Source organism: Burkholderia paludis (genome assembly GCF_000732615.1).
Lineage (GTDB): Bacteria > Pseudomonadota > Gammaproteobacteria > Burkholderiales > Burkholderiaceae > Burkholderia > Burkholderia paludis.
The window spans coordinates 1-19,961 of record NZ_JPGL01000068.1 but is presented as its reverse complement, the minus strand read 5'-3'; the positions used below and the strand labels follow the sequence as shown (position 1 = coordinate 19,961).

General features: G+C 65.7%; 15 protein-coding genes and 1 pseudogene. 6 read left to right on the top strand and 10 right to left on the bottom strand.

Translation table 11 applies throughout. The features are described 5' to 3' along the window. Positions 1-3: 3 nt before the first annotated feature. The 3 genes from GQ56_RS0131930 to GQ56_RS0131920 form a co-directional block, all read right to left on the bottom strand. Positions 4-918, bottom strand: coding sequence for a hypothetical protein (locus tag GQ56_RS0131930; protein ID WP_031402524.1), 915 nt, complete (start codon positions 916-918; stop codon positions 4-6). A 97-nt stretch (positions 919-1,015) separates the two neighbouring features. Next, positions 1,016-1,408, bottom strand: coding sequence for a DUF2946 domain-containing protein (locus tag GQ56_RS0131925; RefSeq protein WP_031402523.1), 393 nt, complete (start codon positions 1,406-1,408; stop codon positions 1,016-1,018). Positions 1,409-1,602: 194 nt separating this feature from the next. Further along, a complete protein-coding gene (locus GQ56_RS0131920; protein ID WP_031402522.1) occupies positions 1,603-2,847 on the bottom strand; it encodes an NADH:flavin oxidoreductase/NADH oxidase family protein in 1,245 nt (414 codons plus the stop codon). Positions 2,848-2,924: 77 nt separating this feature from the next. On the opposite strand from GQ56_RS0131920, the gene GQ56_RS0131915 reads away from it, so the two are divergent. Then, positions 2,925-3,389 carry a MerR family transcriptional regulator gene (locus tag GQ56_RS0131915; protein ID WP_031402521.1) on the top strand — a complete coding sequence of 155 codons (465 nt, stop codon included), beginning with the start codon at positions 2,925-2,927 and terminating at the stop codon, positions 3,387-3,389. A gap of 84 nt (positions 3,390-3,473) precedes the next feature. Here the strand turns inward: GQ56_RS0131915 and GQ56_RS0131910 are convergent, their stop codons facing one another. From GQ56_RS0131910 to GQ56_RS0131890, 4 genes are all read right to left on the bottom strand, one after another. Next, positions 3,474-4,913, bottom strand: a complete 1,440-nt coding sequence (locus tag GQ56_RS0131910) for a carboxypeptidase-like regulatory domain-containing protein (protein WP_031402520.1) — start codon at positions 4,911-4,913, stop codon at positions 3,474-3,476. A gap of 335 nt (positions 4,914-5,248) precedes the next feature. After that, positions 5,249-5,899 carry a response regulator gene (locus GQ56_RS0131905; protein WP_031402519.1) on the bottom strand — a complete coding sequence of 217 codons (651 nt, stop codon included), beginning with the start codon at positions 5,897-5,899 and terminating at the stop codon, positions 5,249-5,251. Between the two features lie 3 nt (positions 5,900-5,902). After that, a complete protein-coding gene (locus tag GQ56_RS0131900) occupies positions 5,903-7,630 on the bottom strand; it encodes a sensor histidine kinase (RefSeq protein ID WP_031402518.1) in 1,728 nt (575 codons plus the stop codon). Between the two features lie 359 nt (positions 7,631-7,989). After that, complete coding sequence (locus GQ56_RS0131890; protein ID WP_031402517.1) at positions 7,990-8,823, bottom strand: NAD-dependent epimerase/dehydratase family protein; 834 nt, start codon at positions 8,821-8,823, stop codon at positions 7,990-7,992. Positions 8,824-8,905: 82 nt separating this feature from the next. Between GQ56_RS0131890 and GQ56_RS0131885 the strand changes: the two are divergent. Then, a pseudogene (locus GQ56_RS0131885) lies at positions 8,906-10,008 on the top strand (LacI family DNA-binding transcriptional regulator). Positions 10,009-10,088: 80 nt separating this feature from the next. Here GQ56_RS0131885 and GQ56_RS0131880 read toward each other — a convergent pair. Next, positions 10,089-11,381 (bottom strand): MFS transporter, encoded by a 1,293-nt coding sequence (locus tag GQ56_RS0131880; RefSeq protein ID WP_031402515.1) that lies wholly within the window; start codon positions 11,379-11,381, stop codon positions 10,089-10,091. Between the two features lie 460 nt (positions 11,382-11,841). On the opposite strand from GQ56_RS0131880, the gene GQ56_RS0131875 reads away from it, so the two are divergent. After that, positions 11,842-12,375 carry a methylated-DNA--[protein]-cysteine S-methyltransferase gene (locus GQ56_RS0131875; protein ID WP_031402514.1) on the top strand — a complete coding sequence of 178 codons (534 nt, stop codon included), beginning with the start codon at positions 11,842-11,844 and terminating at the stop codon, positions 12,373-12,375. A gap of 19 nt (positions 12,376-12,394) precedes the next feature. On the opposite strand, the gene GQ56_RS0131870 is transcribed toward GQ56_RS0131875, so the two are convergent. After that, entirely contained in the window at positions 12,395-13,213 is an 819-nt protein-coding gene (locus tag GQ56_RS0131870) for an AraC family transcriptional regulator (RefSeq protein ID WP_031402513.1), read from the bottom strand. A gap of 77 nt (positions 13,214-13,290) precedes the next feature. On the opposite strand from GQ56_RS0131870, the gene panB reads away from it, so the two are divergent. After that, the gene (panB, locus tag GQ56_RS0131865; protein ID WP_031402512.1) at positions 13,291-14,157 is read left to right on the top strand and encodes a 3-methyl-2-oxobutanoate hydroxymethyltransferase; all 867 of its coding nucleotides are present in this window, start codon (positions 13,291-13,293) and stop codon (positions 14,155-14,157) included. A gap of 31 nt (positions 14,158-14,188) precedes the next feature. On the opposite strand, the gene GQ56_RS0131860 is transcribed toward panB, so the two are convergent. Next, positions 14,189-14,680 carry an Lrp/AsnC family transcriptional regulator gene (locus GQ56_RS0131860; RefSeq protein ID WP_031402511.1) on the bottom strand — a complete coding sequence of 164 codons (492 nt, stop codon included), beginning with the start codon at positions 14,678-14,680 and terminating at the stop codon, positions 14,189-14,191. 156 nt (positions 14,681-14,836) lie between these two features. Here GQ56_RS0131860 and glmS point away from each other — a divergent pair, with 156 nt between their 5' ends. Both glmS and GQ56_RS42255 read left to right on the top strand, forming a co-directional pair. After that, positions 14,837-16,666, top strand: a complete 1,830-nt coding sequence (gene glmS / locus GQ56_RS0131855) for a glutamine--fructose-6-phosphate transaminase (isomerizing) (RefSeq protein ID WP_031402510.1) — start codon at positions 14,837-14,839, stop codon at positions 16,664-16,666. Between the two features lie 384 nt (positions 16,667-17,050). After that, the gene (locus tag GQ56_RS42255) at positions 17,051-19,828 is read left to right on the top strand and encodes a P-loop NTPase fold protein (protein ID WP_081895002.1); all 2,778 of its coding nucleotides are present in this window, start codon (positions 17,051-17,053) and stop codon (positions 19,826-19,828) included. Positions 19,829-19,961 lie beyond the last annotated feature (133 nt).

Genomic DNA, 19,961 nt, shown 5'->3' with positions numbered 1-19,961 from the left:
GGATCAGAACAGCGGCTTGCCGAGCGAACCCGGGAAGAGGTCGTCGAAATACAAGTGCGCGTCGAAGATCACGCCGACATGGTTGCCCGTCGCGCGGTTGACCGGAATCTGCGCCTCGACGCCGAATTGTCCGTAGCGGTTGAGCCACAGTACACCGGGATTGATCGTGCCGGTCGTCTGGCCCGAGCAGGCGCCCGCCGTGCAGGTGCTCATCGGCGCCTCGACGACGAAGATCATGTTGCTGAACGGTTGCGGCAGCCCGAGGTTCTTCACCTGCTGTTGCAGGTACGGGATGCTGTACTGCAGCGTCAGGCCCCAGCCGAACGAGTTCGGGCCCTGGTCGGACGACGCGGTGGTCAGGTTCGGGCCGAGTTCCGCGGTGATCGCGAACGGACGCAGGTAGCCGAGCGACGTGGGCAGATCGCCGAAGCCCTTGCCGAAATAAACCGTCGGCGTGAAGGTCGAGTACGCATTCGCGATCGATTTCGCGCCGGTGCCGCCGATCTCGGTTTCGAGGCCGACCGACGCCATGAACTCGTGCGCGGCGTTGGTGTAGACGAGGTACTTCACGCCGAGCGTGACGTTGTCCCACCCCTTCGCGGAGCCGCCGTTCGGGTCGTTCTGCGACACGTACTGGCTGGCGACGCTGAACGCGAGGTTCTTCGTGATCAGCTTGTCCCACTCGTACGACACGGTATTGACGTTCATGTTGTTGCCGTTGTCGTCCGGCGACTTGATGTGCCCGAACTGCGTGTCGAATTCGTCGCCGACGCCGGGATCGTCGACGGTCAGCGTGGCGGGAAACACGCGGTCGCCGACCACGGCGTGCGCGTTCGCGAAGGAAGCGTGGGACAGGCTGGTGACGGCCAGCAGCGCGGCGCATGCGCGAAGCGCACGCCGATCGGTAATACGGGGCATGTTGTGTTCTCCGGTTGTCGTTCGATGTCGTCGCGCAGGTGTGCGACGAACGGCCGCCCGCTTCGGTGGCGAAGCGGCGGCGAGTCAGGCTGAAAGCTCAGACGAACGCGGGAGAACGCGGGGGCGCGCGCGATTGCGCGACGGTATGGACGACGCGGAAGCGCGCCGGGATCGAAGCCGACACGACCGGCCGCTGCGCGTCCGGGCGCGGCACGGCGAACGCGACGGGATGGCCCGGCAGCGCGGCGGCGTGGGCCACGAAGCTGCAATAGGGACACGCTTGCCAGTGCGCCTTCGCGCCATGCGCGGGCTTGCCGTCGCCGTGCGCGACCACCGCCTCGTCGACGCTCGCCGTGCAGTAGACGGCCAGCGCATCGACGAGCCGGTGACGCGACGCCATCATCTGCGAGACCGCGGGGGCGAGCGCCATCATCAGGATTGCGATCAATCCGATGAGGCTGCCGGGCTTGCGGAAACGGGCGACGTGCATGACGCGCGACGAGGATGGAGTGCGATGGAGGTGGAAGATTATGCCACGCTGAAATCGCGCTCAGGCGCCTGAATCATGCAGTAAACAGACCGGATATTTCAGAAAGTAATACGAAAGAATTGAACTTCGGAGCGGCCCGCCGGGTGACGGGCACGCTCCGTGCTCAGCGGTCGATGCGGCCCCACCTGCGCGCGTCAGGCGCGCGGGCCCGCGGCGCGGGCCGCCATCCATTTGCGGTAGCGGCGCGTCTGGCACTGCGCGGCCAGTTGCTGCGCGACCAGCGCGCGCAGCGGCGACACCTCGGGATGGGTGCGCCGGCCCTCGCCGAGCCGCGCGAGCTGGAACTTGACGACGGCCATGTTCGCCAGCGCGCCCAGCGCCTTGTTCTTCCAGCGGATCGGCACCAGCGTCGGCGCGCTGTCCTTGCCGGCCCGCCAGTCGCGCGGCAGGTTCGGCTCGATCGACAGCGCGGTCGCGATACCGACCATCGCCACGCCGCTGTCGACCACCTGCTCGGCAACCGCGCGGCGGCGGATGCCGCCCGTGACCATCAGCGGCATCCGCGCAACGGCCGCGATGTCGCGCGCGAATTCGAGGAAGTACGCTTCGCGCGCCAGCGTGCGCCCGTCGCGCGCCTCGCCCTGCATCGCCGGCACTTCATAGCTGCCGCCCGACAGTTCGACGAGATCGACGCCGAGCGGATTCAGCAGCTCGACCACGCGCTTCGCATCGTCCGCGCTGAAGCCGCCGCGCTGGAAATCGGCCGAGTTCAGCTTGACCGCGACGGCGAACGCCGGCGACACCGTCGCGCGCACCGCCTTCACGATGTCGAGCAGCAGGCGCGCGCGATTCTCGATGCTGCCGCCCCAGCGGTCCAGCCGGCGGTTCGTCAACGGCGACAGGAACTGGCTCAGCAGATAGCCGTGCGCCGCGTGGATCTCCACGCCGGTGAAGCCGCTGCGTTCCGCGAGCTGCGCGGCGCGCACGAAGCGTTCCCGCACGTCGGCGATATCGGCTTCCGACATCTCCCTGGGCACCGGGAATTGCTTCGACAGCGCCCCGAGCGCGAGCGGCACGGCCGACGGCGCGAGCGTCGTCTGGCCGAGCGCGGCCTGCATCTGGCGCCCCGGGTGATTGATCTGCATCCACACGTGCGCGCCGCCCGAGCGGGCGACCTCCGCCCAGCGGCGGAAGCGGTCGAGATGCGCGTCGCTCTCGAGCACGACGCCGTTCGGCCCCGTCATCGCGCGGCCGTCCACCATCACGTTGCCGGTCAGGATCAGCCCGACCTGGCCGTCGGCCCACGCCTGGTAGAGGCGCAGCAGCGTGTCGGACGGCGCATGATCCGCATCGGCCATGTTTTCTTCCATCGCGGCCTTGGCCAGACGGTTCGGGATCACCGCCCCGTTGGGCAGTGTCAGAGGCGTAAACAGGTGCATGGTGGGCTCCCTCGATTGACGATGGCCCACGATAACTTTAAAGTCAACTTCAAGGTCAAGCCCCTTTGGAGTCCCCCATGAAAATCGGCGAACTGGCCCGCGCCAGCGGCATCGCGGCGTCGCGCATCCGCTTCTACGAAGCGAGCGGCCTGCTCGAACCGGCCCGCCGGCAGGCAAACGGCTACCGCGAATACGGATCGGAAGCGCTGACGCGGCTCGCGATCATCGACCGCGCGCAGCGCGCGGGCTTCGCGCTCGACGAAATCCGCGCGGTGCTGCCGCCCGATCTCGGCGCGTGGCCGCGCGACGAACTGCTGGCCTCGCTGCGGCACAAGGTCGACGAAATCGCGCTGCTCGAACAACGCCTCGCGCAGAACCGGCAGCATCTCGAGGCACTGATCGACGAAATCGTGAACAAGCCGCCGAGCGAGGATTGCGCGGGCACCGCGCAACGGATGCTCGACCGGCTGTGTGCGCAGGCCGACGAAGCGCCGCCGCCGCTGCCCGTGCCCGCCCCGCGACCGGCGCGCAAGCGCGCGTAACCGGCGACGTCGCGGCCCGCTCTCCCGACCGGGCCGCACTGCGGCGAGACGGGCCGAGACGGGCCCGGCCGGCCCCGCCCCCCGTTACTGCAACCAGATCCCCACATACGCCGACGACGCCCCCGCGCCGCCGCGCTCGACCAGCACGTAGCGCGTCAGCCCGTACGCGGTCTGGTAACGGTACGCCGACAGCACGGTACTGCCCGGCTGCCCGCCGAGCGACACGAGCGGCGTGCCCGTCAGCGCGCCCGTCACCTGCGCGGCCGGCACCGTGACCGTCTGCGACGCCGAGCCGCCGTTCGCGACGACGAAGGTCGCGCCGCCCTGCCCGTCGAACGACAGGTAGTTGCCGGTCGTCGTCGCGGGGCTCGTGCCGCCCTGCAGGCAATCCTCGTAGTAGCGCGTGAACGACACGCCGATCAGGTCGGACGCCTGCGTCACCGGCACCGCGTTGGCGGGCACCAGCACGTCGGTCGACTTCAGGTTCGACGGCCCCGTGCCCTGCCCCGGCAGCGACTGGCACAGCATCGCGACGGCCGGCAGGTTGAAATCGGTTGCGCTCGCATCGAACCCGCTCGCCGCCGCGATTTTCGCGCCCCACGTGTAGTTGCCGCCGACGCTCGTGAACGCCGACGAAACCTGCGGACTGCCGAACGACACCGTGCCCGCGATCCCGCCGCCCGACGCGCCGGAATCGAGGATCGAGCCGCTCAGGTTCGTCGTCGACGCGAGCGGCTGCTGGTAGTTGAAGTCGAGATAGCCGACCGTCGTGTTCGCCGCCGCCACCGACGATGCGAGCGGCGCCTGGGCGCCCACGCTGCCGACGGACGCGGCGCCGCCGCTGCCCGACGGCGTCGTCGAGAACGTCTGGCTGGTGCGCGTGTTCACGTAGGTGACGGACGGATTGGCCGCCGTCGGGCGGATCAGCCCGAGGTTGTCGAGCACCGCGTCGACGAGCTGGTGGTTCGCCTGGAACGGCGTCGCGACCGGATCGATGCTCGACCAGTCGACGCCGTACGCGGACGGCGGGAACATCGTGTTCAGGTCGGCGGTGATGTTCGCGTAGTAGCCCTTGAGCTGCGCCGCGTCGAGCGTCTGCAGCGAATCGGTCAGCGTCTTCGTGACGCCGCTCGCGGCGATCGTGCCGAAGAAGATGCCCGTCGTCAGCGGCGTCACGTTCATGTTCGCCGCGATGCCCGAGCCGACGTACGGCGACACGAGCAGGCCGTCGGCCGTCTGCGCCTCGATCAGGAACGGCGACGAGCAGTGGATGTTGCGCATCACGTAGGTGCCGTCCGCCGCGGACACGGCCGAGCCGCACTGGCTGCCGCTCGCGTCGTAGGCCGTGACGGTCACGTTGCCGAGCGGTGCGCCGGTCGCGACGGTGCCGCTCAGCGTCGTCGTCACGTTGCCGTTGCCGCCGTTCGACGACGACGGCGTGCTGCCGTCGCCGCCGCCGCATCCGGCCAGCGCGCCGAGCAGGGTCGTGCCGGCCAGCAGGCCGGCCAGGGTCTGTTGTTTCATCGTGGTCTCGCTCTTGTGGTTGTGAAGGGTTGTGAACGGCGAACCGGGTGCGACGACGTCGCCGCCGGCAAGCGATGGCGGTGCGCGAACGCAGGCGCGCGCGGCGGCAGGCACTTGCCGTGCGCGCGGCCCTGGCGTTCAGGCCGTCAGGCTGCGTGGGTCGGGCTGCGGGCCGGCCGTGCCGGGCCCGTCGGGCAAAAGTCGGAATGGCATGAAGACCCCGCGGTGTTGTTGTCGTATTGAGCGGGATCGTAGGGCCGACGCGCGGGCCGGACAATCGCTCGACGGGCCGATGCGGCCATCAACCCGTGAGCGAGGGGCGCTCGCTTCGCGATTCAGCGCGCGGGCGCGGGCGCCAGGTTCAGCGCGGAGAAACGGATCAGTTCGGCATTGTTGTCGAGGCCGAGCTTGCGCTTGATGTTGGTGCGGTGCGCCTCGACCGTGTTCGCGCTGCGCCCGATCCGCTCGGCGATCTGCTGCTTCGTCAGCCCTTCGCCGATCATCCGCAGGATCTCGATCTCGCGCGGCGACAGCGCGGCGAGCGGCGTGGTCGGCTTCGCCACCTGGCCGCGCGCGCGGCGCAGCAGGTTCTGCTGCACTTCCGCCGGGAAATACGGCACGCCGCGCAGCACCGAATCGATCGCATCGAGGATCACGCGGCTCACGTTCGCCTTGTTCACGTAGCCGAGCGCGCCGGCCAGCGCGGCCGGTTCCGCATACGCGGCATCCGAGTGCATCGAGATGCAGACCACGGCCGTGTCGGGGCACGTCTGCGCGATCGTCTCGATCAGCCGCAGCGCGAGCGTGTCGCCGAGCATCAGGTCGATCACCGCGATGCCGGGCCGGTGCGTGCGCACGGCGTCGAGGCCGTCGCGCGCGTTGCCGGCCTGCGCGACGACCCGGTAGCCGGGCACCGAATGCAGCAGCGTCGCGAGGCCCTCGCGGACGATCGGGTGATCGTCGACGAGCACGATGGTCTGGTTCATCGGTCAGTCCACTTCGACGGTCGTGCCGCCGGTTTCGTTGGTCAGGAAGCGCGCCTGCAGGCCGAGCAGTTGCGCGCGCGAACGGATGCTGCGCAGCCCGAGGCGCGACGCCGGCTGCGCGGCCGGATCGACGCCCGGCGCGAAGCCCGTGCCGTTGTCGTGGATCGACAGCCCGACGCGGCCGTCGATGTCGCGCAGCGCCACGTCGATGCGCGTCGCGCGCCCGTGCCGCAACGCGTTCGAGATCGATTCCTGCACGATCCGGTACAGGTGCAGCGACGCGTCCGGCGACAGCAGTTCGGTATCGTACTCGACACTCAGGTGGCAGCCGGCGGCGGCGATGCGGTCGACGTCGCCGCACAGTTCGCGCAGCGCGGCCGCGAGATCGTGCGGCGAACCGTCGAACGGCGACAGCCCGCGCGACAGCGTGCGGATCGTATGAATGCCGTCCTCGACGATCGCCGATACCTTGTCGATCACCTGCTGCTGATCGTCCGCGCCGTCGCGGCGCGACTGCGCGAGCGTGCTCAGCATCAGCGACGCCCCGGTGAGCTTCTGGCCGAGATCGTCGTGCAGCTCGCGGCCGATCTGCTGGCGCTCGCGCTCGCCCTGCCGCGTGAGCTCGCGCTCGGCGCGCAGTTGCGCGTCGAGCAGCGTCGACACCTGGTGCTGCGTGCTCTTGAGCGACACGGACTGCTGCGTGACGGTGTCGGCGAGGCGGCGCTGCGCAACCAGCAGCAGGTAGATGATGGTCGCGGCGGCGAAGCCGATCGCGCCGCCGAGCGCATAGCCGATCGTACGGATATGGCGGCCGATCGTGTCCTGGAAGTGGCCGGCCGGCACGGCGATGTCGAGCACGAACTGGCGGCCGGCAACGACGAACGTGCGGCGCTGGGCCATCGTCGCCGCGCCGGCCAACGCGGCGTTGTCGTAGGCGAACAGCATGCGCCGCCGGACGTCGGCGCTCTCGCCGGGTTTCGCGACCGAATGCAGCCGCAACGATACGAACCGCCAGTCGTCCTCGGGCATCGCCTCGCGAATCAACGGCTGGATATCCACGAAGATGCCGGCCGACCCGATCGCACGCGCCACGCGCTCGGCCGGCGGCGGCACCGTGCCGCCGCGATACACCGTCAGGCGCACGCCGAGCCCGGGCTCGCGATGCCCGTCGAGCTGCGCGACGCCGATACCCGACGTATAGGGCTCGCCCGAGCGGCTCGTGTCGCCCCCGATGTTCCAGTTGAAGTTCGTCGCGATGTCGCGGCCGCGGTAGATCGGTTCGGGCGGCTCGTTGTAGCGCAGCACCGCACGGTACGAATGCGGCGTGGTCGCCGGGAACACCGTGAACGACGGATCGTTCAGCAGCGTGCGGATCGACTGCTGGTAGCGCGCCGTATCGCCGGTCGCGACATAGTCGCAGTAATTGACGGATTCGAGCGCCGGAAAACGCTGCGCGACGTGCAGCGACGCGACGTATTCGTGAAACTGCCGGGGGCTCGGATCCCCGACCACCGACCACAGCCCGCGCACGCCGGACAGCACGTCCACGTAGCGCAGCAGTTGCACCTGGATCTTGTTGGCCGTATCCGTGACGAACTCGCCGAACTTCAGGTCCGCCGCCGCGCGGGCGCGCGCGTCGAGCTGGACCACGACCAGGTGCGTGACGCCGAGCAGCAGCATCAGGACGATCGCGGCGATCGCGAGCGGATGGCGGGAAGCGCGCCGGATCATGGCGGATAGCGTGGCGTGGTGATCGGGCGAACGCGCCGGGGCGGCCGCCGTGCGGGTCGATGGTCGTCACGCGTACCGCGGATCGGCCGCGCGTGGTCTCGCCGCATTCTTACCGACGCGCGGCCCGCTGGCAAGGCGGACGTCGGCGCGCGTGGCCGACGTCGCGCGTCATCGCCGCGCGCGTCTCGTCGATCCCGATCGACGTCGCGCGCCCGATCGTCATGCGGCGCATGCGGCCGTCCGGCGTGTTCGTCGCTTGGCGGCCCCGCTTGGCGGAACCCGTCAGACCGGATGCCCTGCCCTTTGCCGCACCCGCCGGCCCTTCGTCGATGAAGCGTTCGCCCGGCGCGCGCTGCCGCCTACGCCTTCCGCTCCATCGGCTCGCCGACGACGAAGCCGCCGCCCTGGAACCGCTGCGCGGGATCGTCGTGGTCGGCGGTCGGCGCCGTCACCGGGAACAGCTCCGCGAACTGCTCGGAACTGTCGCGCGGACGGAAGCCGAGGAAGCCGGCCTTCGTGTTGTCCCACCACTTCACCGGGTTGTCCGACGCGCCGTAGACGATCGCGTGCCCGACGCGATTCGTCAGCAGCGAACAGCGCACCAGCTCGATGAAGTCGCGATAGCTGAGGAACGTGACGAGCATGCGCGGGTTCTTCGGCACCTCGAACGACGAACCGATCCGCAGGCACACGGTCTCGATCCCGAAGCGGTCGAAGTAATAGCGCGACAGCGATTCGCCGAAGCACTTCGTCACGCCGTACAGGCTGTCGGGACGCAGCGGCGAATCGGCGTCGAGCACTTCCGTGACCGGATGGAAGCCGATCGCATGGTTCGAGCTCGCGAACACGACGCGCTTCACGCCATGCTTGCGCGCGGCTTCGTACAGGTTGTACGTGCCCGTGATGTTCGCCCCGACGAGATCGTCGAACGGCGCATCGACCGAAATGCCGCCGAGGTGGACGATCGCGTCCACGCCGTCGACCAGCTGCATCACGGCGGCCCGGTCGGCCAGATCGACCATGCGGGTTTCTTCATGCGCGGCCGCATCGCCCAGCGCCGCGATGTCGCTGACGCGCACGACATCGGCCCAGTCGGCGAGTGCGCCGCGCAGCTGGCGGCCGAGGTTGCCGGCCGCGCCCGTCAGCAGCAGGCGCCCGAACGGCTTGCGTGCCGCGGTGGATGAGGCGTTCATCGAATCTCCTTGAATCTGACCTGAAATCTGACTGAATCGGAAAACGTTTTCCAACTATACGCGGGAGCGGCGCCGAACGTCAATGGTCGAACCCGGCCGCAGCCATCCGCACTTTCCCGATATCCGCGGGTGGCCGCGTGTCGCCTTTTTCTGCCACAATCCGGCGTTATCGAACGAAAACGTTACCCTCCGATGAAAAAAGTTTCCCCGACGATCCGCGACGTGGCGGCGGAAGCCGGCGTGTCGGTCGCGACGGTATCGAAGTACGTGAACGGCACGCAGCGCTTTTCGCCGACCGTCGAGGCGCGGCTCAAGGAGGCGATCGACCGGCTCGGCTACCGGTCGAACCCGCTCGCGCGCTCGATGATCACCGGCCGCACGCGCACCATCGGCCTCGTGATCCTCGACATCAGCAACCCGCACTTCACGAACGTGGTGAAGGGGGCCAACCGCGTCGCGCTCCAGCACGACTACACGCTGCTGCTCGTCGACACCGAAGAGAGCCAGGCGCGCGAACGCTCGCTGATCGAGGCGCTCGCGCAACGCGTCGACGGGCTGATCGTCAGCACGCGGATGCCCGACGACGAGGCCGGCTGGATGCTCGATCTCAACAAGCCGCTGGTGCTGCTGCGCCGCAGCCCCGGCCTGCCGATCCCGAGCGTCGGCATCGACAACCGGCTGTCCACCTACATGCTCGCGCGCCACCTGCTCAATCTCGGCCACACGCGCATCGCGTATCTCGGCTTCGGCACCGCGCGCGTGAACGACGAACGCATCCAGGGCGCACGCGACTGCCTCGCCGAGGCCGGGCTCACGCTCGACGTGCACGACGCGCACGCGCCGACCGCCGAAGCCGGCGAGCGCGCGTGTTCGCGCGTGATGCTCGGGCCGCAGCGTCCGCAGGCGGTGATCTGCTACAACGACCTGATCGCGCTCGGCTTCATGAAGGAGGCCGCATCGCTCGGCTTCCGGCTGCCGCAGGACGTCTCGGTCGCCGGCATCGACAACGTGCCGTACGGCGAATACGCGGCGCCCGCGCTGACGACCGTCGACATCCAGAGCGAGAACATGGGCGAGCTTGCGATGCAGAAGCTGATCGACGCGCTCGCGGGGCGCACCGACGCCAGCTACTCGACGTTCGAGCCGCGGCTGATCATGCGCGCATCGACGGCCGCGGCCGGCTGAATTCCCGCCGCCTCAATGGAAAACGCGCCGCCCGAGGGCGGCGCGTTCGCTTGCCGGCACGCGCTCGCGCTGTCGCGCGATCACGCGTCGAGTCGCACGGGCTTCATCTTCGGCGTGAGCGTGTGCATCACGGCCAGCGCGATCAGGTAGGCCGACGCGCCGATCGCGAACAGCACCCAGTAATGGCCCGTGCGCTGCAGCACCTGGCCGATCACTTCCGAGAACAGCACGCCGCCGATCGAACCGGCCATCCCGCCGATGCCGACCACCGACGCGACTGCGCGGCGCGGAAACAGGTCGGACGCCGTCGTGAACAGGTTGGCCGACCAGCCCTGGTGCGCGGCGGCCGCGAGGCCGACGATCAGCACCGCGACCCACAGGTTCTGCACCTGCGACACGAACGCGATCGGCAACACGCAGCAGGCGCAGATCAGCATCGCCGTCTTGCGCGCGCCGTTCACGCTCCAGCCCGCGCGCAGCAGCATCGACGACAGCCAGCCCCCGCCGATGCTGCCGACCGTCGTCAGCGCATAGATGCAGACGAGCGGCAGGCCGATGTGCTGCATGTCCATCCCGCGCGACTCGTTGAGCCACTTCGGCAGCCAGAACAGGTAGAACCACCACACCGGGTCGGTCAGGAACTTGCCGATCAGGAACGCCCACGTCTCGCGCTTGCGGATCAGTTCGCCCCAGCGCGGCGCGCCGGCGTTCGCGTTCGCCGCATCCATCGCCTCGGCTTCGTCGCGCGGCTCGTCGTACTCCGCGGCAAGCGCGCGCGTGTCGGCCTGGCGATAGAGCACGAGCCACACCGCGAGCCACACGATGCCGATCGCGCCGATGATCACGAACGCCGCGCGCCAGCCGTAGGCCACCGCGACCGCCGGGATGATCGCCGGCGCGAACACCGCGCCGATGTTCGCGCCCGAGTTGAAGATGCCGGTGGCGAGCGCGCGCTCGCGGCGCGGGAACCATTCGGCCGTCGTCTTGATCGCGGCCGGGAAGTTGCCGCCCTCGCCGATCCCGAGCAGCGCGCGCACGAACGCGAAACCCGTCACCGAGCCGACCGCCGCATGCAGCATCGCGGCGATGCTCCACACCAGCATCGCCAGCGCATACGAGACGCGCGTGCCGAGCCAGTCGACGATGCGCCCGAAGCCGAGCAGGCCCAGCGCATAGAACGCGGAAAACGCCATCACGATGCGGCCGTACTGCACCTGGCTCCAGCCGATGTCGTGCTGGAGCATCGGCGCGAGCAGGCCGAGGATCTGCCGGTCCATGTAGTTGATGACCGTCGCGAAAAACAGCAGCGCACAGACGGTCCAGCGGTAGCGGCTGGCAGCAGCGCGCACGGCGCCCACGACGGCAGATTGCATGAATGTCTCCGTTGCGCGGCCGCGCCCGTCGCGCCGCACGATGTTCGTCGACCGGCGACCGGCGCCGGGGCGGGCGGTGGCACACCGTCGCGCAGGGCCGCTTCCGCCAATCAGTCTGGAAAACGTTTTTCAAAGGATAGGGCGTCTGCCGGCCCGCTGTCAGTCGGGGATTTCGATGAGTCATCTCAAAATTGCTCTCGCAAAAGAGACGACTGTTTCGCGACGCGGCATTAACCGTTTTTCCCGGAGTTTCCCGACGCGCGAGCGCGGCCGCCGAGACACGCGCCCGAGTCCCGCCGGAACCGGGGGGCCGGGATGGTTTACAGTCGCCTCATGCGCCCCGACCCCGACGCCTGCCGCGACGCCCCGCGCTCGCGGAACCACCGCCTTGACGGCATTGCGTCGACGGGTGCGTATTGGCCGCACGGCATGTGCGGCGCTTTCATGGAGATGCCTGGCGATGACGTCCGCCCACCTGATTCCGAGCCCGCTGGGCGACATCGCCGTACGCATTGAAGACGATGCACTGACCGGCCTGTACTTCGTCGGCCAGAAGTATTTCCCGCCGCTGGCGATCGCACGCGACGCGGATGCGCACACCGCGTCGCCGCTCGCGCGGCAAGTCGCCGAAGAAATCGCCGACTATTTCAGCGGCGCGCGCGACACGTTCTCGGTGCCGATCCACCTGCGCGGCACCGCGTTTCAACGACGTGTGTGGAAGGAACTGCTCGCGATCCCGTTCGGCGAATTGGTGACGTACGGCGACATCACCGAGCGCGTCGGGTTGCCGATGAGCGGCGCGCGCGCGGTGGGCGGCGCGGTCGGCCGGAACCCGGTGTCGATCATGGTGCCGTGCCATCGCGTGATCGGCGCGTCGGGCAGCCTGACCGGCTATGCGGGCGGCATCGACCGCAAGCGCGCGCTGCTGTCGCTCGAAGGCGCGGGAATCGGGCGCGGCGCGCACGATCCGGCGCAGCAGGTGCTCGCGTTCTGAGCGGCAGCGTACGGCCGCGTCACGCGCTCAGTACGGGCCGGCGCGCTTCACGCTTCGCATACGCGCCCGGCGTCACGCGGAATTTCGCCTGAAACAGCGCGATGAACGACGACGTCGAGTCGTAGCCCAGTCGCGCGGCCACCGTGCCGATCGGCTCGCCCGCGTCGAGCAGCGGCAACGCCGCCAGCAGCCGCACGGCCTGCCGCCATTCCGTAAACGACAGCCCCGTATCCTGCCGGAACAGCCGCGACAGCGTGCGCCGCGTCGCACCGACCTGATGGCCCCATTCATCGAGCCCGCGCGGGTCGCCCGGGTCCGCATGCAACGCGCGCGCGATTTTCAGCAGGCGCGGATCGCGCGGCAGCGGCACCGTCAACGGCGCGCGCCGCATCCGCGCGATCCGGTCGGCGATCAGGCACACGAGCGCGCCGTCCGGCCCCGTCTCGTCGTAGTTCACCGGCAACTCCGCCGTGGCGATCACCAGCTCGCGCAGCAACGGCGTCATGCAGAGGATCGCGCAATCGTCGTGCGCGTCGTCCCGCGCAATCGCCGCGTCGAGATACAGGCTGTGAAACGCCACGCAATCGCGCGTCGACACCGCATGCGGCACCCGCGGCGGAATCCACATCGCATAGTGCGGCGGCAGCAGGTGCCGGCCCGACGGCGTCGACACCTCCAGCACCCCGCTCGTCGCGTACATCAGCTGCGCCCACGGATGGCTGTGCGCGTCGACGCTCGCGTTGCCGGGAATCTCGAATGCGCGCACGTACAGCGGCCTCGGCAGGCGCGCCATCGGCGGCACCGCGTAAGGGTCACTCGATTGTCCCGCCAGCAACATAAGACGTCCTCCGAAGGTCATTGCATGCACGAGCGCGATGCTACCGTGGCGGCTCTTCTTTCACACGGCTTCCGCCCATGAGCGCTCATACCCGCACCACCCGCAAGACCGTCACCGCGATCCGTTCGACCAAAGGCATCGGCAGCCTCGTGTCGCTGACCGCCTACTCCGCGCCGATGGCGAAACTGGTCGACGAGGTCGCCGACGTGATCATCGTCGGCGACTCCGTCGGCATGGTGCTGTACGGGATGCCCGACACGCTGCGCGTCACGCTCGACATGATGATTGCACACGGTGCGGCCGTCGTACGCGGCGCCGCGCAGGCGTGCGTCGTCGTCGACCTGCCGTTCTCCACGTACCAGGAATCGCCCGCCCAGGCGTATCGTTCCGCCGCGCGCCTGCTCGCCGAAACCGGCGCGCAGGCCGTGAAGCTCGAAGGCGGCAGCGAGATGGCCGACACGATCCGCTTCCTGACCGAGCGCGGCATCCCGGTGATGGCGCACATCGGCCTCATGCCGCAGCAGGCCAACGCGACCGGCGGCTTCCGCGCCCAGGGCATGGACCCGCGCTCGGCCGCCCAGGTATTCGACGCCGCCTGCTCGGCCGAACGCGCCGGCGCGTTCAGCGTCGTCGTCGAAGGCACCGCCGAAGCGCTCGCGCGCCACCTGACCGAAACGCTCACGATCCCGACGATCGGCATCGGCGCATCGCCCGCGTGCGACGGCCAGGTGCTCGTGACCGAGGACATGATCGGCGCCTTCGACGCCTACACGCCGCGTTTCGTGAAGCGCTACGCCGACGCCAACGCGGTGATGCGCGACGCGATCCGGCAATACGCGCACGACGTGCGACAACGCGCGTTTCCGGAACCCGCGCATTGCTTCGGATACGGCAAGCCGCTGCAACTCGCGGCGAACGCGGAGACGGGCGCCGCCACTGCGTGACGCCGCCGCGCAGCCGACGCGGACATCGTGCTCACGCGCGCTTGCGCATCGCATGCGCGACCCGCGCGTTCGCCTCGAACTTCGCGCGATGCGTCGAGAAGAACGTCCGCACGTTGCGGACGTTCGACGCGCCGGTGAACAGCCGCCGCGCGAATTCGTCGTATTCGGCGACGTCGGCCAGATCGGCCACCACCACGAAATCCGGCCCCGGCGACACGCGGTAGCACTGCGTGACGGCCGGCTCCGCGCACACGTACGCTTCGAACGCGTCGTAGTCTTCGGCGGTCTGCCGGTCGAGGCTGATCTCGATCAGCGCCGTGACCGTCGTGCCGATCGCCGCCGGATCGAGCACCGCGACCTGCCGGCGTATCACGCCGGCCTCCGTCAGCCGGCGCACCCGGCGCATGCAGGTGGGCGGCGACGACAGCGCGCGCTCCGCCAGTTGCAGATTCGACACCGACGCGTCGTCCTGCAGGATTGCGAGGATGCGCAGATCGAGATCGTCGAGGGTGATGCCGGCCATCGGCGGCTCCTTCCGGTCAGCAAGTGAAATTTAATTTCAACATGATAGACGATATCCCATCCATTTCATTCATCGTCTTATTTTGAAATTTAATTCCATTCAGTGCGCCCTACCATCGCTCTCACTGGTCCAGACGGGACATTTACGGAGCGCGATATGTGTGGAATTGTTGGAGCGGTCGCCCAGCGGGACATCCTGCCGAACCTGGTCGACGGACTGAAGCGGCTCGAATACCGCGGCTACGATTCGTGCGGCGTCGTGGTCTACCGCGACCGGGCGCTGGCGCGCGCCCGCAGCGTCGATCGCGTCGCGAACCTTCAGCGCGAGATCGCCGACGCGGCGCTGTCCGGCTACACCGGCATCGCGCACACGCGCTGGGCCACGCATGGCGCGCCCGTCACGCTCAACGCGCATCCCCACTTCTCGCCGAGCGACGCCAATGCGCGCATCGCGCTGTCGCACAACGGGATCATCGAGAACTGCGACCAGTTGCGTGCGGAGCTGCAGGCGCACGGCTACGTGTTCGCGAGCCAGACCGACAGCGAGGCGATCGCCCACCTGATCGACCACCTGTACGACGGCGACCTGTTCGATGCGGTCCGGCGCGCGGTTGCGCGACTGCGCGGCAGCTACGCGATCGCGGTGATGTGCCGCGACGAGCCGCACCGCATCGTCGGCGCGCGCGACGGCATGCCGCTCGTGGTCGGCGTGGGCGACGGCGAGAATTTTCTGGCGTCGGATGCGATCGCGTTGTCGGGCATCACCGATCGCATCGCCTATCTGGAGAACGGCGACGTCGCCGATATCCAGCTGCATCGCTACTGGATCGTCGACGCGGCCGGCCAGCGCGTCGAGCGCACGGTGCAGCGGGTCGCCGCGCACGGCGGCGCGGCCGAACTCGGGTCGTACCGCTACTACATGCAGAAGGAGATCTTCGAGCAGCCGCAGGCGGTGGCCGATACGCTGCTCGACGTTTCCTCGATCATGCCCGAGCTGTTCGGCGACGGTGCGTGGCGGGTGTTCAACGACGTCGATTCGGTGTTGCTGCTCGCGTGCGGGGGCAGCTATCACGCGGCGCTGACCGCGAAGTACTGGATCGAGAGCATCGCGAAGCTGCCGGCCAGCGTGGAGATTGCCAGCGAGTTCCGGTATCGCGACAGCGTGCCGAATCCGCGCACGCTGGTTGTCGCGGTGTCGCAAAGCGGCGAGACGGCGGACGTACTCGGTGCGGTGCATGTCGCCAAGCAAAGCGGGATGATGCATACGCTCGCGATCTGCAACGTCGCGACGAGTGCGTTGATGCGCGAGTGTGCGCTGCAGTTCGTCACGCGGGCGGGGATCGAGATCGGAGTGGCGTCGACCAAGGCGTTTACGACGCAGCTCGTTGCGCTGTTTCTGCTGGCGCTATCGCTTGCGCAGGTGCGCGGACGGTTGAGCGACGATGCGGAGAAGGAACATCTGCGTGCGCTGCGGCACCTGCCCGATGCGATGGCCAAGGTCCTCGCGCTCGAGCCGCAGATCATGGCCTGGTCGGAGCTGCTCGCACGGCGCGACAACATGCTGTTTCTCGGGCGCGGAATGCATTATCCGATCGCGCTGGAAGGGGCGCTGAAGATGAAGGAGATTTCCTATATTCACGCGGAAGCGTATCCGGCCGGGGAGTTGAAGCATGGGCCGCTGGCGCTCGTCAGCAATGAAATGCCGGTGATCGCGGTTGCGCCGAACGACATGCTGCTCGAAAAGCTCCGGTCGAACATGCATGAGGTCAGTGCGCGGAACGGCAGGCTGTTCGTGTTCGCGGATGTGGACTGCGGGTTGGCGCCGGGTGAAGGGATCGAGGTGATTCGGCTCAATGAATACTACGGGCCGCTTTCGCCGATCCTGCATACGGTGCCGATGCAATTGCTGGCTTATCACGCGGCACTGGCCAGAGGGACGGATATTGATAAGCCGAGGAATCTGGCTAAGTCGGTGACGGTGGAGTGAGGGGAAGTCTGTCTTTGCAGTAATCCCCGAGGGATAGTGCGCACGTTGACGGACGACATCTAACCCATTCGACGAACACAACAAGGAATGGCGGCGCTATCCGGCCCCTCGTTGGCTCGTTATGAACGGCGTGGAGCCTTCGAGCTGGCGCGATTGGCGGCGTCAGCTCTTTGTAATTAGAAATGTACACGGTCATTAGTCTATACACAGAGGTGGTAGACGTTAGAATGTGCTCGCAGTTATATTGGACAAACGGGTCGCATGCTCAAACGGAGCAGCGAGGAGAGCTAGGCAGAATGGGAACACATTCGTGAGTTCATAATTTGGACCAATAAAAATTGGTCAATTCTGCCGCCAACAATAGCATGAGCGAGAGAACTTGCGATGCGTCCAATGCCGATACTACTTACCGACGAACCGTCAAATGTTGACGAGTTGGGCGGAGCACACGCAAAGATTGCGGAAACTATAATCAGCCTAATTCGAACCTCGCCGGGAGGTCAGACTATAAGGCTTGACGGCACATGGGGAGCCGGAAAATCGACGGTCGTAAAGATGGTCGCAGACCACTTTGACACCCCCCTGCCGCCCCGAGAGGACAACACCATATCTGGCCCGACGGATGTCGCTGTATTTCAGTACGACGCATGGGTGCATGTCGGAGATCCCCTTCGCCGCGCGTTTCTCTCCGCACTTGTTGGAAAGGTTTCTGATAAAGGCTGGCTCGGAGAATCCGATGGACAGATGAGTGCGCCCTTCTGGAAAAAAAAGCTGGACGGGCTAAGTCGACGGTTAAAAACGACATCTCGCAAAACGACACCTTTTTTCTCTACTTCAGCGAAGGTTATTTTGTCAGCCCTCGCCGCACTGAGCATTACAGCACCGCTGATTTTTGATCTTGAGAAGCGCCTTCTCGGCTCTCTCGGCACTGCCCCACTTTTCGCCTTGATGGTAACCGTAGGGCTCGTAGCTTTCGTGCTGATTCACTTGCTCTCCAATGAAGCGATGGGCTTCATTGTCAGGCGCAATTCCGACGAGGAAATGGTCGAAGTCAGAGACGAACCCGAGCCGACATCTATCGAATTCCAGGACGCGTTCGGCGAACTACTGCAAGCGGCACTTATTAACGATGCTCGTCGTCTTGTCATCGTCGTGGATAATCTGGACCGTATCGACTCGGCAGACACAAAAGCAGTGTGGGCACTCCTGCGTTCATTCCTGGACAACACACAATTCAAGTCACGAAACTGGTTTAGTCGATTGTGGGTTATTGTTCCTGTAGCAGACGAACACAAAGTACTACAGTCATCAATACCGGGCAAGCCAGCTGACGGAGATGAAAAAGACGTACGATCGTCATTTTTTGAAAAATTTTTCCAACTCCACTTCACCTTACCGCCACCAATGCTGCATTCGTGGAAAAAATACTTTAATGCCAAGCTGACCGCCGCGTTCGGAGAAGACCTGCTGGGTGACTACGATGATATTTTGCGCCTCTACGAAGATGGAGGGCTAGGCACGCATGGCAACCTGACGCCACGAAGAATCGTATCCTTTGTAAACGAACTCGTGGTACTCAAGCTTGAATGGGGCGATAAAGTGGGGCTCCCAACGTTAGCGGCCTACACTCTTTCGAAGCATGATCTCATTGACGATAATTGTTCGCCGTCGAGAGCAGTGAGTAGCATTCTGCATGATGACTCCTTGGCCGATACGTTTGCGATGTTGCACCATCGCGCATCAAGCAAGGAGGAAGCATCCTACATTTCGGTACGGCCCCGGCTTGAAGATGCGCTGGACCGTGCCAATAGCGATGCCATAAGTAAACTCTTCAAAGAAAGTCCTGCTTTCCCATACGTTCTCGACAAATACATTCGGCAAGACCTCGCAGGCCTCGATGGACAGCAGGAACGCCTACTGCAAGCGGTGAGAGCTCTACGACCGCTTGTAGTCGAGCAAAACCTAGTACCACCGGGAACAGTGTCACACTTCCGCCGAGTGGTGCTAGACACTATGACAGCGACCAAAAACTTGCGGCTTTTAAACGCAAATTTGACGCCGGGATTACAGGCGTTGCTCGACGTCTCTGTTACACGCGACAAGACGGCAACACTGATTATCGAATTACTGAGAAATGTTGCACGGTCAGCGGTGGACCAGTCCGATGCGTTGGACAGGCAAATTTCCGAGGAATGGCAGTCTTGGGCATCTGCTCTCGCGAGCGTATTTTCACTCGATGAAGTGCGATCGGTCATCAACGCTCAGGGATTCGAGCAAGTGGTGCTGCCAATTGGACCCGAGCTTTGGGCCAGATTATTTTTTGATTTACCCGAAACCGATCGCTCAACGGTATTGACTTCATGCACATGCAGAGATGGAGACGATGCAAAGCTCGGATGGCTTATTGAACAATTTTCGTCGGGCTCCCCCGAAAATAACGCAATCACATTGTTAAAACATGAGTTCACAACTGGCCATCAAGACTTCTTCGACGTCATCGCGGAAAAAGTCAGCAACGGAGCGGCCGCCTCACCTTCAATATCGACTCTATCCAACCTTGACCGCTTGCTGCCGTCTCTGACGATCCTATTCAAGCTCGATCGAGCCAGACTAAAACCATTCCTCCAAAAACCATTAATTAGCGAAGAGATAGCGAAGCTTATAAGCTCCTCCAGATCAAGAAATGATTGGAAATCCGCAACCCTAACCTATTTAATTATCTTCGCAACGGACGGCGAGCTTCCTAACGTGTTTTTTGACGAGGCGACCAAGTCGGGGCTTCAAGCCTTAACCATGATGGCAAATGGCAAAATAGAGTTAAATTCTCAGCAAGCCAAAATGTATGCAGAGGTCCTCGCAGACCTCGAAGTATTTGAAGTGTTGCGATTGATCGCAAATCGATGGGGTAGCAAGGGGTTGGTGCGCTCGACCGCGCTCGCGCTGGCGGAGAGCAAGTGGTTTCTTTCTTTCGTTCGTGCACGCGGCGACTTTAAAACCAGTTTGATAGCTTTTGCCAGCGAGCAAATTTTTGACCTAGCGTTGAAAGAGCAGTTTGTTGATGTTGCACTGCGTACAGAAGCAGCAATGAGCGCAAATGACCCGTTTGCCGAGCGCCCTAGCTTGATCGAACGATTACAGAATACGTCAATTCCATTTTTTTAAAGCACTCGTCAGCGCACTGCTCTTGCAACAAGCAAGTATTGCGATACAGACTTGCTCCGCCGAAACCTATGCTGCCGTAGATAGTCGGTGCTCCGCAATCGCAGTGCCGCTAACCGTGAGGGAGGGTGGGAGG

Excerpts from the sequence above, each read along its gene's own strand:
- GQ56_RS0131930 (WP_031402524.1), bottom strand. The coding sequence starts at position 918 with ATGCCCCGTATTACCGATCGGCGTGCGCTTCGCGCATGCGCCGCGCTG.
- GQ56_RS0131925 (WP_031402523.1), bottom strand. The coding sequence starts at position 1,408 with ATGCACGTCGCCCGTTTCCGCAAGCCCGGCAGCCTCATCGGATTGATC.
- GQ56_RS0131920 (WP_031402522.1), bottom strand. The coding sequence starts at position 2,847 with ATGCACCTGTTTACGCCTCTGACACTGCCCAACGGGGCGGTGATCCCG.
- GQ56_RS0131915 (WP_031402521.1), top strand. The coding sequence starts at position 2,925 with ATGAAAATCGGCGAACTGGCCCGCGCCAGCGGCATCGCGGCGTCGCGC.
- GQ56_RS0131910 (WP_031402520.1), bottom strand. The coding sequence starts at position 4,913 with ATGAAACAACAGACCCTGGCCGGCCTGCTGGCCGGCACGACCCTGCTC.
- GQ56_RS0131905 (WP_031402519.1), bottom strand. The coding sequence starts at position 5,899 with ATGAACCAGACCATCGTGCTCGTCGACGATCACCCGATCGTCCGCGAG.
- GQ56_RS0131900 (WP_031402518.1), bottom strand. The coding sequence starts at position 7,630 with ATGATCCGGCGCGCTTCCCGCCATCCGCTCGCGATCGCCGCGATCGTC.
- GQ56_RS0131890 (WP_031402517.1), bottom strand. The coding sequence starts at position 8,823 with ATGAACGCCTCATCCACCGCGGCACGCAAGCCGTTCGGGCGCCTGCTG.
- GQ56_RS0131880 (WP_031402515.1), bottom strand. The coding sequence starts at position 11,381 with ATGCAATCTGCCGTCGTGGGCGCCGTGCGCGCTGCTGCCAGCCGCTAC.
- GQ56_RS0131875 (WP_031402514.1), top strand. The coding sequence starts at position 11,842 with ATGACGTCCGCCCACCTGATTCCGAGCCCGCTGGGCGACATCGCCGTA.
- GQ56_RS0131870 (WP_031402513.1), bottom strand. The coding sequence starts at position 13,213 with ATGTTGCTGGCGGGACAATCGAGTGACCCTTACGCGGTGCCGCCGATG.
- panB (WP_031402512.1), top strand. The coding sequence starts at position 13,291 with ATGAGCGCTCATACCCGCACCACCCGCAAGACCGTCACCGCGATCCGT.
- GQ56_RS0131860 (WP_031402511.1), bottom strand. The coding sequence starts at position 14,680 with ATGGCCGGCATCACCCTCGACGATCTCGATCTGCGCATCCTCGCAATC.
- glmS (WP_031402510.1), top strand. The coding sequence starts at position 14,837 with ATGTGTGGAATTGTTGGAGCGGTCGCCCAGCGGGACATCCTGCCGAAC.
- GQ56_RS42255 (WP_081895002.1), top strand. The coding sequence starts at position 17,051 with ATGCGTCCAATGCCGATACTACTTACCGACGAACCGTCAAATGTTGAC.